The organism is Mesorhizobium onobrychidis (genome assembly GCF_024707545.1).
Taxonomy (GTDB): domain Bacteria; phylum Pseudomonadota; class Alphaproteobacteria; order Rhizobiales; family Rhizobiaceae; genus Mesorhizobium; species Mesorhizobium onobrychidis.
In genome coordinates this window covers 78,465-91,160 of the sequence record NZ_CP062230.1, presented here as the reverse complement: position 1 = coordinate 91,160, position 12,696 = coordinate 78,465, and the positions used below count along the sequence as shown (strand labels likewise).

10 protein-coding genes and 1 pseudogene are annotated in these 12,696 nt (G+C 60.8%); 9 read left to right on the top strand and 2 right to left on the bottom strand.

Annotated elements, in window-relative coordinates; translation table 11 throughout:
- Nucleotides 1-125 precede the first annotated feature (125 nt).
- From IHQ72_RS36395 to IHQ72_RS36355, 9 genes and pseudogenes are all read left to right on the top strand, one after another.
- On the top strand, nucleotides 126-623 hold the full coding sequence (locus IHQ72_RS36395) for an AAA domain-containing protein (protein WP_258124306.1): 498 nt from the start codon (nucleotides 126-128) through the stop codon (nucleotides 621-623).
- A gap of 240 nt (nucleotides 624-863) precedes the next feature.
- Nucleotides 864-1,415, top strand: coding sequence for a hypothetical protein (locus tag IHQ72_RS36390; protein ID WP_258124305.1), 552 nt, complete (start codon nucleotides 864-866; stop codon nucleotides 1,413-1,415).
- Nucleotides 1,366-1,677: a hypothetical protein gene (locus tag IHQ72_RS36385; RefSeq protein WP_258124304.1), complete on the top strand. Its 312-nt coding sequence runs from the start codon at nucleotides 1,366-1,368 to the stop codon at nucleotides 1,675-1,677. Before IHQ72_RS36390 ends, IHQ72_RS36385 begins: the two co-directional genes overlap by 50 nt.
- An 82-nt stretch (nucleotides 1,678-1,759) precedes the next feature.
- Nucleotides 1,760-2,320: a hypothetical protein gene (locus IHQ72_RS36380; RefSeq protein ID WP_258124303.1), complete on the top strand. Its 561-nt coding sequence runs from the start codon at nucleotides 1,760-1,762 to the stop codon at nucleotides 2,318-2,320.
- 8 nt (nucleotides 2,321-2,328) lie between these two features.
- Complete coding sequence (locus tag IHQ72_RS36375; protein WP_258124302.1) at nucleotides 2,329-2,979, top strand: McrB family protein; 651 nt, start codon at nucleotides 2,329-2,331, stop codon at nucleotides 2,977-2,979.
- Between the two features lie 443 nt (nucleotides 2,980-3,422).
- Nucleotides 3,423-6,107 (top strand): hypothetical protein, encoded by a 2,685-nt coding sequence (locus tag IHQ72_RS36370; protein ID WP_258124301.1) that lies wholly within the window; start codon nucleotides 3,423-3,425, stop codon nucleotides 6,105-6,107.
- A gap of 56 nt (nucleotides 6,108-6,163) precedes the next feature.
- Entirely contained in the window at nucleotides 6,164-6,700 is a 537-nt protein-coding gene (locus tag IHQ72_RS36365; RefSeq protein WP_258124300.1) for a phosphoglycerate mutase family protein, read from the top strand.
- A gap of 12 nt (nucleotides 6,701-6,712) precedes the next feature.
- Nucleotides 6,713-8,776, top strand: a complete 2,064-nt coding sequence (locus IHQ72_RS36360) for a M28 family metallopeptidase (protein WP_258124299.1) — start codon at nucleotides 6,713-6,715, stop codon at nucleotides 8,774-8,776.
- 111 nt (nucleotides 8,777-8,887) lie between these two features.
- A pseudogene (locus IHQ72_RS36355) lies at nucleotides 8,888-9,103 on the top strand (transposase); the annotation flags it as partial.
- A gap of 217 nt (nucleotides 9,104-9,320) precedes the next feature.
- Here the strand turns inward: IHQ72_RS36355 and IHQ72_RS36350 are convergent.
- Nucleotides 9,321-9,785 (bottom strand): transposase, encoded by a 465-nt coding sequence (locus IHQ72_RS36350; protein ID WP_258124298.1) that lies wholly within the window; start codon nucleotides 9,783-9,785, stop codon nucleotides 9,321-9,323.
- A 739-nt stretch (nucleotides 9,786-10,524) separates the two neighbouring features.
- A complete protein-coding gene (locus IHQ72_RS36345) occupies nucleotides 10,525-12,642 on the bottom strand; it encodes a bactofilin family protein (protein WP_258124297.1) in 2,118 nt (705 codons plus the stop codon).
- Between the last annotated feature and the right edge of the window lie 54 nt (nucleotides 12,643-12,696).

The following is a 12,696-nucleotide window of genomic DNA, read 5'->3' as shown; positions in this document are numbered from 1 at the left end:
CGAAGAACGCAAGCGTGCGTTTCGGTGGGATAGGGTGCAATGCTCGTCTTGTTCTACGCGCCTGATCGGCACGTCAAGCCCACGGCCCGCTTGTCCGAAAGGGAGCGGGCATCGTTTTCCACCCGGTGCATCATAACGGCAACACGCAGGCTTCGGATGAAGAAGTCGCGGCCATTGAGGCATTGGTGTCCGAGTTGATTGGGTGCCCATACGCGGACGGTGAATCGGATAAACCGCGCTTGCTCACGCTGGACGATATCCTTTTCATCACCCCGTACAATCACCAGCGCCGGAAGCTTCAGGATGCGCTTGGACCATATGCAAAGGTCGGGACTGTCGACAAATTTCAGGGGCAGGAAGCAGCCGTCGTGATCATTTCGATGTGCGCGTCCGACGCGAGCGAAAGCCCGCGCGGTATGGAGTTCCTATTTTCGAAGAACCGCCTCAACGTGGCCATCTCCCGCGCGAAGTGCCTTGCGATAGTGGTGGCCAATCCATCACTAAAGGATACGACCGTTAGCAACCTTTCCCAAATGGCGCTTGTGAACCTGTTCTGTCAGCTAGCCGAGCAAGGCACCCAACCTACGCCAGACATATCGCACAAGAAGACGGTGATGGGGTGAGCAATGGGGTTGGGCGTTTGGAATGCGTTGCGCATGCTGCAAAGCTGTACATAGCGATGACGCACGCGAAACGGGAACGCCTGAAATGGCAAAACATGCGCCCCCTAGTCACGGATCTGGCGGAAAGCCGGCGCCACGACCTGCAGTTGGGGCTGGTTGCTGAGTTGCGCCTTGCTTTGTCACTCGCGCTCAAAGGGGCTGCTTAGCTCTTCCCAAGCCCCATCATTCCAGGAGGTTTCTTTGGCACGTTTCAACCCGCATCATGACGCCAGCCACATATACGACGCTGCGCAGGCTTGGGAGCGGCACTGCCTTAGCGAAGATGGGTCGGTTTTTTCAGATTCTCAGCTCTGGACTCCCACTTTGCTGGACGAACTTGACCGCAGGTTTGTCCAGAACCTCGATGAGGGCGACGGCGATTTCTTCGAGAAGCTGGAAAGCCAGCTCAGAGCAGGGTCACCCGAATGCCACCAGTTGATGGCGGAAGCGCTGTGGCTCTTAATGCTTTTCCAATCGAACATCGGTGCCGCCAAGAAGGCGGAAAACGTCCGCCGAGTGTGGTCTTGGTCGGGGTCAGAGTTGCCTAGAGAGCATCAATTGCTCTCCGACGCCGTGCTCGAGGGTCTTGGCTCAGCCGGAACGGCCTATAATACTCAGCGCTGGCGGGAACTGTCGCTTTTGATCGCCGCACTGAGAACCTTCAAGCAACGGCCCAGCTCCGAACAGCAAACCCTGCTCAAAGATGGATGGAGTTTCGCGGAAATGGCTGAGCAACTTTCCCGAAGCGCGTAATCGACAGCTGCGCCACATCCTCCCTCATCTCCTTTTCCCCGACCTTTTTGAGCGCATCAGTTCTGAAAAAGACAAATGGTTGATCCTCGCCTCAAACCTTGACGTCCCAGAAAAAGAGATTCGAAAATGGATCAGAACAGGATTGATCATGCGCTCCTTGATCTGCGTCATCGTCTTGAAGCTGAGCACGGTAGAGAAATCGATTTTTACGAAGAAGAATCTAAGAGCATTTGGCGCGCCGCGACCCGTAGCTGGTTGCTGAGTTGGAATCCGAACAACTGGGATTGGACCACCCTTGCAGACGATCGGGCCAAGACACGTGTGGGTTCGGTAGTCACTCATCAATGGCGCTGCGGGGGGCAACCGGCCCCGTCGAAGGTGATCGGGTTTATCTCGTGCGTACCGGTCTTGAACCGCGTGGGATAGTCGCTTTCGGAACAGTCACCCGCGCACCCTACACAGGGCCCCACTATGACACTGGCAAAGCCGAATCGGGCGAGACGACCCAGTTTATCGACGTGGGCTTTACCGAGGTTCGGGATGCGTCCAAAGACGCTTTCCTGCCCTTAGACAAGCTTCAACGGGATGCTCCCGACCAGACGTGGAATCCGCAATCATCGGGCATCGAAATCAAACCCAAACCGGTGCGGGCGCTCGCGCGGCTGTGGGAGGGCCTGCGCCCAATCAACGGTGGTGCGCAAATTATTCCTGATGCCACCGAGCCACTTAACCTCATCCTCTACGGGCCTCAAGGCACCGGTAAAACCTACCGGCTGCAGCAAAGCTATACCCCTCGGTACACTGACAAAGACGGCGACCGCTTCGAGTTCATCACATTCCACCAGAGTTATGCCTATGAGGATTTCATCGAGGGCATCCGACCGGTAACCGTCAATGGAGCGTAACCTACGAAGTGCGCCCTGGCGTCCTACGCAGATTATGTGAACGCGCGCGAAAGGATCCTAGCCACCGCTACGCGCTGATTATAGACGAAATCAATCGCGGCAATGTCGCCAAGGTATTCGGCGAGTTAATCACTCATATCGAGGGCGACAAGCGTCTTCGGTTCGATGCGAATGGCAAGAAAATCAGCGGACTGGAAGTGACCCTGCCCTATTCTGGCGAGTCATTCGGGGTGCCTTCCAATGTCGATCTGATTTGCACGATGAATACCGCCGACAGGTCCATCTCGCTGCTCGACACCGCGCTCCGGCGGCGGTTTAGATTTGAGGAGATGGTGCCGAATGCTCGTGCCATCGGCGGCGAGACCGACGGCATCATCCCGGACGGCGAGGGCGGCGAGATCGATCTGCGTCAGCTCCTCGATACGTTGAATAGCCGACTTACGCATCTCCTGCATCGCGATCAGAGGATCGGGCATGCGTATTTTGCCAAGGTGCAGGATCTCGTCGGGCTACGCGTCGTCATGGCACAGGAAGTCCTACCGCTCCTGCAGGAGTACTTCTACGACGACTGGCGTCAAATTCGCCTCATTCTCGCCGACAGCGCCGTTGGCCCCGAATACCAGATTAACTGCCAAGCGACAGCTGTATCGAACTCGTGACCGGCATGGATAAAAGATATGCCGAGCGGTGGGATCGGCGCAAGGTTAGGCTTAAGGCAGCTCTTCATCCGTTGCCATGGATGGAGCCGCCCCCTGCCGACATTGACAATCACAATAGAGCTTTCTAGCGCTTGATTAAACAAATATTAAATTGCTGCGTAAAAGATTAATAATGGCGTATTCGACGCAGCCCCCAGTTGCTCAATTTGCTACATTTTGCTAGAATAATTTAAACCTGATGTAATTCGGGAAATTGCGCGACAAAATCACTGCTTCCCGCACGTGTCGGAAGCGGCTTGTAGAGTTATTCCCAGAACAATTTTCAAAGGAATACCTGGATGAGCGACACAATTCTCAGGAATGAATACGGCGAGGTCGTCTATCTTCAGAACCCTACGCCGCCGGCTCCGGAATCCGCAGCCCTCCTTGCGACGCCGCAACAGGTGGCCGAGTTCTATCTGCGCGGCCTCCGGGGCGAGCTGGGGCTGGCCGGGACTTCGCTGGCCAGCGATCTTGGCGCCGGGCTGGAAAGCGCCGGCTCTGAGCCCGTGATGGACTTCCGGCAGGAAAAGGACATCGCCGGAACCAAGGTCGTGGTCTATCAGCAAGAGGTGATGGGCCTCGATGTGTTCGGCGCCACACTGGGCCTGCAGATGGACGGCGACAGCCTGGAGCCGCAAAGCCTGCAAAGCGCTATGCATGCCAATGTGACGATCGAGAACCCCAGCGCAAAGTCGGATGCGGCCGGCACTCGCAAGGTTACCAATGCGGCGCTGAAAAAGATGCTGGGCTTTGCTCTGCCCGACATGGACAATGCGCGGATCGAGCGGCAGGTCGTCTATCGCTTCGAGCCCGACCAGCGCGAGGAAAGCCACGATCACGAAGGCTGCGTCGCCGGCGAGGGAGTGCATGTTCCGCATCTGCCGAAGACGACGATTAAGGGGCTGGAAAAGGGTAAGCATTACATCTGCGACGAGGTGCTGTTTCAGGCCGCGCTGGCCGAGGGTCAGGCTCCCGTCAACTGGCGAGCGCTGGTCGAGCCGCAGTCGGGCGACGTGCTTTACCTGCGCGCGCTTGTCGCCTGCGCCAGCGGTATGGTGTTCCAGCGGGATCCGCAGACCCAGACCGGGGCCGCCGTCAGCGCGGCCTCGACCAATGCGGTGCTGAACCCCTTCCGTAGCACCCTGACGCTGGACGGGCTTTTAGCGAACACGCCGCAGGATTTGCGCGGCAACTACGTCCATGTCACCGAACGCCAAAACCCGGTTCAGGCCCCGCCCACGGTGACGAACCCGGCCGGTAACTTCGCCTTCAACGCGCAGACCGAGGACTTCACAGCGGTCAACGCCTATTACCACTGCGACCGCCTGTTCCGGAAAATGCAGGATCTGGGCTTCAACGTCACCTCATATTTCAACGGCACGACTTTCCCCGTGCCGGTGGATTCCCGCGCGCTTGGCGATGCGGTGAACGCGCAGGCCCCTGGCAACGCCAGCGGCAATGGCCTCCTGGAGTTGCGCTTCGGCAAGATGATGACGGGTCAGACGATCGGCATCGCCACCTCGAACCGGGTCACCTGGCACGAGTTTGGGCATGGTCTGCTGTGGGATCACGTCAACAGCCCGAATTTCGGCTTTGCTCATTCTGCTGGCGACGGGCTGGCCGCGATCATCAACGACCCCGGATCGGCAGCGGCAGACCGGTTCGACACCTTCCCCTGGGTCCATGCCGGCGCGCCGGGACTGGACCGGCGGCATGATCGGGCGGTTTCGGCGGGATGGGCCTGGTTTGGGCCGAACTGGAACACCCAGTATGGCGGCGAGCAGGTGCTTTCGAGCACGCTCTTTCGCCTCTACCGCTCGATCGGCGGGGATTCGTCCAACGTCACCACCCGCCGCCGCGCCGCCGATACGGCAATGTATCTGGTGTTCAAGGCGATCGGCCTACTGACCTCGACTACCGCCTTCCCCGAGGTCTTCGAGGGCAATATGGAGACGGCCGACAAGACCACCGCCAGCTTCCAGGGCATCCCCGGCGGGGCGCTGCACAAGGTCGTGCGGTGGTCGTTCGAGAAACAGGGTCTGTTCCAGCCCGCTGCCGCGCCGGGCCAGCCGAACACGGTGATGACCGAAGGCAACCCGCCCGCTGTCGATGTTTATATCGACGACGGACGGCAGGGCGAATACCAGCATCTGGCGAACCACTGGTCCTGCCAGGACATGTGGGTGCGGCGCGCGATGGATGGCGGGCTGACCCATCAGGACCCGATCGTGAACCAGACCAACTACATGTATGTCCGCGTCAAGAACCGTGGAACGCAGACGGCCCATGCGGTGCGAGTGGATGCCTATCACGCCCTGCCCGGCACCGGCCTTGCCTTCCCCGACGACTGGGCGCCGATGGCGACGGCGACGCTGCCCGCCTCGGCCCCCATCGGCTCGGGCGGCAGCACCATCGTCGGGCCTTTCGCCTTTGTGCCCACGCAGGTCGGCCATGAATGCCTACTGGCCATTGCCCATGCCGATGGCGACCCCGGCAATGACACGACGATCACCGGCACGATCCCGGAATCTCGTCTGGTACCCTTCGACAACAACATCGGCCAGCGCAACGTGAACCCGGTGCTGCCCAGCCTGAAACACCTGGTGAAACTGCTGCGCAAGCATGTGATCTGGGTGCGCAACCCGTGGAAGCGCCCGGTCGTCGCGCAGATCGAGATCGAGTTGCCGGTGTTCCTGCGGCGTCTCGGCTGGTCGTTGAAGGTCGTCTCGAACGGCGCGCAGAAGTTCGAGATGGGCCCGCGCGACAAGCGCGAGGTAGTGCTGTCGATCGAGCCGGGCGGCGAGTTCGATCTGGAGACCGCACGCCAAGCCATTGCCAAGGGCGATGACCAGATCACCGTGACCACGCTTCTGGATGGCGAGGTCTCGGGCGGGATGACCTACAAGCTGACGCTCGACATGGAGGACGAGGACGAGCGGCCAGACCCGGACAAGCAAAAGGATCCGCCTATCCTGACCCGGCGCCCGACAATCGAAGAGATCCTGCGCATCCTGCGCGGCACCGCCTCGCCCCTCGGTGGCGGCAGGATCCGCACCGTGCGTCTGGAATTCGACCTCGACGATTGAAGCCAGCCGGGGCTGGTCCATTGCGGCCAGCCCCGCCCGTTTCGGGGAGGGCTCCCATGGCCAATGAATTCACGCCGATCCTCAATCGGTTGCCCCATAGCATCCACCGGATCGACCCGACGGTGACGATCCTGCGCAAGTACAAGCTCTTGCTCTGGTCCGCGACCGTGATCCTCGTACGTCATGCGGAAAGGGCTGCTGGGGCAAATCCGGCCCTGTCGGCCACCGGTCAGGCGCGGGCCAACCTTCTGCGCGACATGGTGCAGGACGAAGACCTCTCGGCTGTTTTCGTGACCGACACGCTCCGGTCGCAGCAGACCGGGCAGCCGGCTGCGAACGCACAAGGGCTGGCCCCGACGACCTATCCCGCGACCGATGGCGCGGCGCTGGCCCAGACCATCCGCATCGGCCATGCGGGCCGGACGGTTCTGGTCGTGGCCCATTCCAACACGGTGGATGACATCGCCGGCGCCCTTGGTGCGCCGGGGATCGGAGAACTGGCGGATAGCCAGTTCGACCGGATGTTTGTGATTGCCCGCAACTGGTGTGGCACCCGCCTGACGCGGTTGCGCTATGGCGCCCCTACAGCCTGAGAGGAGGCTTCGATGAGAAAGATCACCAAGGCAATCGTCATCCTCGACCAGGCCAGCGGCGCGCTGCGGAGGGACGAGAATGAGCGGCCAGTCGGGCTGGACCTGAACCCCGATCTTGCGGCGCTGACCGATGGCGCAACGGCGATGGGGCTTGACGTGACGCTGGCCGTGCCTGGGCTGGAGAGGGTCGGGTTTGACGTCTTGCCTGATGGCTTTGCTGCACCTGCGGGGTTGCGGATCATGGCCCTGCCGTCGCTGGAATATGGCGGCCTGACCGGCATCGGCGCGGTGGCCGAGGGCGACACCGCCCTTGTTGCCGCCGACCGCCGTCTACGCGGCGAGGCCGCCGCCGCCGGTCTGGTTCCCGCGCCGCATCCGGCACTGCTGCCGATGCTGGCCGCCGGCCAGCGGCCTGTCGCCGCCCGCCTGATCGGACCCAGACCCACGCTGGAGCGGCTGGTCCGCCTTGGAGAGGTCGTCCCGATGTGGTTCCAGCCCACGCCGGAGAATCCCAACCACTGGGCGCTGATCGCTCTGCTTTCACCCCCGCGCCTGACCGATGCCGTGGCGGACGGGCTGACGCTCCAGAGCCTGGATTACGATCCGCTGACCGAAGACCTGTTCTGGGCCCGCCCCGGTGAGGACCGCGAGGAACTGGACGAGGCGCTGAAAGGCCGCCGCGTGCTTTTTGCCGAGCCGGGTCAGTTCCTGATCGCCATGCGCCCCGAAGACACGGCCGAGGCGTTTCATGTCCATGGGGCGCATGGCCACAGCGAATATCTCGCCCCCGATCCGGGGCTGATGCGTGCCACACAATCTGACGTCGTGGATTTCGAGACGCCCGAGGTCGGTCGCCTGCCCGAGATCCTGGAGGTAGTCGAAATCTTGCCACGGGTCCGCAAGGCCATTCTGCTGCTGCGGCCCACCTGCAAGGCCGTCACCGCGCACTATGCCGCCGATCTGGACCGGTATACCGGGGTCACGGCGCTTGATGCGCAGGGCCCCATCGTCTCGCGCCATTCCGCCCATCCAGACAACAAGCGGGCAGAAGCGCAACTGATGCGCGATCTGCGGGCCATGGGCTATTGCCCCTCGCGTAACGATTTCACGCATGCCGGGGCGACGCATTCCAACATCATCGCCGATCTGCCCGGCCTCGGGCGGCTCAGGATCAAGCCGCATATCCTCGAGAAGTACCGCGAGGTCCTGCGCCTCCCCCTGCCCCACCCGCTGCGTCTCCTGCTGAATGACCTGGCAGGGATGATGGACGAGAGCGGCCTCGATGGCCTGCCCGACTCGGCGATCCGGGCTGAGATCGAGCGGGTGCTGAAACTGCAACCCTGGTATCCCTGGTGGAATCTGAAATGCCCCCTGCCCGGCCTTGGCGCGGGGATCATCCTGGTTGGCGCGCATCTGGACAGCACGGCGGGGTTCGAGCCGGGCTATCACGCCCCGACCGATGCGGCACCGGGGCGTGACGACAACGGATCGGGATTGGCGGCCGTCCTGTCGATGGCGCGCTGGTTCAGAGGTCTTCAAGGCAAGCTGACCCATACTGTCCGGTTCTGTTTCTTCAACGCTGAGGAATCGGGGCTTGTCGGCTCCAAGGCATATGCCGCGCATCTGAAGGCAATGGGGGCGCCCATTCGGGGCGTCGTCTGCACCGACATGATGGGGTTCAACAGCGATGCCAACCGCCTGTTCGAGGTGCATGCGGGCTATACCGACCCCGCGATCCGCGACCTCAGCGATCCTCTGGCCACGAAACTGGCGGCGGCGGCGGCGGAATACGGCATGCTGGCCGCGGCCCAGATCTATCGCGGCACCAGCACGTCGGGCGGGCCGGATCGGAACGCCTACGACGGCGCGATCAACCGGTCGGACCATGCCGCCTTTCATCAGCAGGGCTGGGGCGCGGTGCTGGCGAGCGAGGATTTCTTCGCCAACCTTACCAGCGAGCCGGCCGCCGATGCGAACCCGAACTACCACCGGCAAACCGATCAGGTCGTCGATACCTCTTACGCCCGCGACATCACCTGCGCGGTGGCGCGGATGGTGACAAGGCTGGCTGTCTAAATGTTTAGTCCCGGGATTTGATGGCGCATCATTGTCATCCGAATCAAAGGGAGGCGTTATGGGCCAGATTCTCCATGGGAGCGCCACCAATAGCGGAGACAATTTTCAGGCGATGCGATCGACTCCGAACTCATTCCGATCATGCGGTTCGCCCGCGTCCTGCGCAGAGACATCGATGCCGTCAACAACGCCATCGAGCTGCCCTGGAGCAACGGGCAGGCCGAAAGCCAGATCAATCGCCTCAAGACCCTCAAGCGCGCAATGTACGGTAGGGCAGGCCCTGAACTGCTGAGAGCGCGAATGCTGCCACCGCTCCACACAAAGTGAGGAAGAACCCGTTTAAGTGCCAAGCGACACCAAGGGCTTGCGCTACAATCTGCCCGCCGATTACCCGATTGCGGTCGCGATGTTCCTGCAGCGCCAACCGCGTCCCGTCGCGCTCGCGACCGGAGATGGACAGGTGGGTCTGGCGCGTCGCGGACGGCGAGGTGCCGCCACTACCAGCTTGATCGGGGTGGCGAAGAAGGCACGCGCTGAGCCAAGCTTAGAGCCCGAGCTTTTTCTTCAGCTCCGCGTTTTCCTTGCGCAGTCGATCGGCCAGCAGCTTCTTCAGGCGAGCATTCTCTTCCTCCAGCGCCAGCAGATCCTTCAGATCGCCGCCGTCCGATGCTGGTGCAGCGGACTTTTTCCACTGATAGTAAGTCTGTTCGGATATGCCGGCCCGGCTTGTGGCGTTCTTGACGCTTTCGCCGCGACCGATCGATTTCTCGATCTGTCCAAGCAATTGCCCGCGTTCTTTTTCGGAGTAAACCCTGCGCGCCTTGCGAACTGTCGTGGAAGCGTCAGTCGTCGCAGGCACTGGCTTGGCGACTGCCTTTCGAGCGGGGCGTTCTGGTTGTGCCTTGGCTGCTTTCGCCCGTGGAGCTTTCTTCTTCGTTACAGCTGCTTCCACCGTCGCAGGCACTTCGGTTGGGATCTGCGCTGATTCATCTTCCTTAGGGTCAGCCATAAGATGCTCCGTTCGCGGTTGATGCCCATCTTCAACATCAGGGGTGTTACATGAGAGTCAACAAGCTGACGGTGGGGCTGCCACGTCTCCTTCTCAGATTCTCTCGTTGTTCCGGCGACAATGGCGGACAGGTCCAGATCGCCCCAGATCGAGCGACTCTGCTTGGGATTGCCCCGCTTGTGTTTGACCTCAACGATGAACGGCCGGGTCTGGCGCTTCATTCTTTCTTCCTCGATGAGAAACGACGCGCCCGATCAGATCTGCCTCGCGTCGTGTGGCGACGATCGAATGTTCCGTCGCCTCGCCTTTCCCGCGGAGCTTTATCGGACAAATCCGCCAACGCGCAAGCCACGTGTCAATCAGTTTGTCTTCGGACGTCTGGCTCGAATCGCGGACGCACAAACAAGCTTGTTCGAGCAAGGCTTCGTTTCGGGGCTGGACCGATGGCCGCTATTCACAGGCTTGAGCACATCAGACCCCCCGCAACCGTGGGTCTTTCAGTGTGTTTCCTCCAAGGGAAGGTTCCTCACTGCACTCTTATGCGACTTTGACCCGATGTCGGTCGGCAACTCGGCGCCAGAAGCGGTTATTCCGCATTTCGGACGGATGGTCCGCTTACCCCTTCATTGAGGTAGTTGGCCGAAGATTCCTCGGAAAAACGCGGCCCGACCGGTAGCTACTTTGGTTGTATCAGCAAGAGATACGACCGCCGCACGAAACTTCAGTGGCAGGTTACCATTCATCCGGTCTGCGTCAGCCCGGCGAGCGCGGCAACAACGAACGAGCCCAGCAGGAACCCGAACAGCGCGTGGAATGCAAAATAGCTGAGCTGCCATCCTTTTAAGCGCTGACGCCGGGGATCGTCGAAAAAGTCTTCGAACTCTTTGTTTAGCGACACAATCGGCAGCAGGTGGTCAAGGCTAGCGCCAAACATCCAAGTTGTGCCCTTGGCCCGCGCCGAAGGCGAGAACGACAGGACGAGCATGCCGACCAGTGTGAATGTTAGGACCCAGTAGAAGACCAAGAATAGTCCGCTGCCGATGCCATAGCCGATCAGCACCTTCAGCAGAGCTAGTCCAGCGGCCTTCCAGCATTCTCCTCTCAGCCAAGGCCACTCCTCGAACGGGTTGCTGCATTTACCTCTGGTCCAAGCCTCGGCCCGCTCCCGGTCCCGACCAGCGTAGAGCACAGCGTCGGCGCGCCCTGGCGCACCAGAGGTCCGCAGAACGCTGGCTAGCTGTTGATAAGACTGCGGGGCAAAGTGGCGGTCACGTCCAAGCCACTTTTCGTACCAGCAAGCATCGCGTTCGCGCATGTCCTTGCGCTCACGCATTTCCACTTTGTCGCGACCTGGGTCGGCGCCGAGTTGTTCATAGACAAAGCCTTGCAGATCGAGCTCACTTGGCCATGCGTCTTGATCTGGACAGGATTCGGATGAATCCAATTGATCGAGCAGCATCTTTGTGCGTGTGCCGCGGAGGGTCAAATCTGCCTCCGCCGTCCATTCCGGCGGCGCAGACTGACTGCCGCCGAGATGGAGTGAGCCGATCGTTGAGTGGGTGAGATCTAGACCGGATAGTCTTGCACCACTTAGGTTGAGCATCCCGTCGATTTGGCTGAACGTGATCTGCGACCTCTGTTTGAAGGTTGCTCCTCCTAGGAACATATTGGCTCCGACCCTCAGGTTGTACGCCTCAACCCTTTCAAACGTAGAGAATCTCAGGTCAAGGTCAGTGCCAACGTTGGCCCCGCTCAACTGCAGGGACTTATTGCGTACGACTGCTTCTAGGCGAAGAAGGAGGCTACCGCCAACCTGCAGGCTGTTCGCATCAATCCCACCCTCGAACGTGGAAGTGCTCATATGAAGATCACCTCCGATCCTGGCCGATACCAATTCCAGGGGCCCACCACGCACAACTGCTCTTTCGGTGAGGAGCAGACTGCCGCCGACCTGCAGGCTGTTCGCATCAACCCCGCCCTCGAAGGTGGAACTGCTCATCTGAAGATCATTTTCGATCTTGGCCCCGACCAGGACCAGAGGGCCACCGCGCACGATAGCTCCGTTCCTCAGCACAAAGTCACCGCGAACCTCCAGGCGGTTGGCATCAATTCCGTTCTCGAAGGTGGAGCCGTCCATCCCCAGATCGCCTTCGATTTTGGCACCTGCCAAAACGAGGGACCCACCACGCACGATTGCTCCTTCGCTTAGAACAAATTGTTTGCCGGTCTGCAGGTTGCCGGCATCAATTCCGTTCTCGAAGGTGGAGCCGTCCATTACCAAATGGCCTTCGATCTTGGCTCCCAGCAGCACCAGAGGCCCACCACGCACGACTGCTCCATTCCTCAATAAGAGATCATTGCCAACCAGTAGGCTATTGGCATTAATCCCGTTCTCGAAAGTGGAGCCACCAAGAGAGAGTAAGCCGTCGAAACGCGCGCGGACCAAACTTACTTCCCTTTCAAACCGGCTACGTTCCAGCCACACCTCGGCCGAGACGGGCGCCCCCGCAAGGTTGAGTGATTCCGAGAACCGTGCCCCAACAATCCGTAGACCGCGGAACGGGATGCCGCTGCGCCAGGGCTCCTCAGTCAGCACTCGCTCGAGAAAGGCGGCGCTAATCGCTCGGCACGGGTCACGCCAGCGGGGATCGTCGCCAGCCCGTGGATCGAGATCAGCTCTGCAGTGGCCGTGGAAGTCGGCCACTCGGCCAGCCCGCAGCTCGTCCCAGACCCAGCGTTCTGCCGCGTTCCGACCTGGATTCTCCAGCTGTTGCTGCGGCTGAGAGGGCTGAGCCTGCACCGATGCCACATCGGCCATTCCAAACATCGCGGCGATTAGGACTGCCCGATGCAGCACGGACCACTCCGATTTGACTTGAGGAGAGTTAAAGGCGTCGTCTCTACCGAAAAT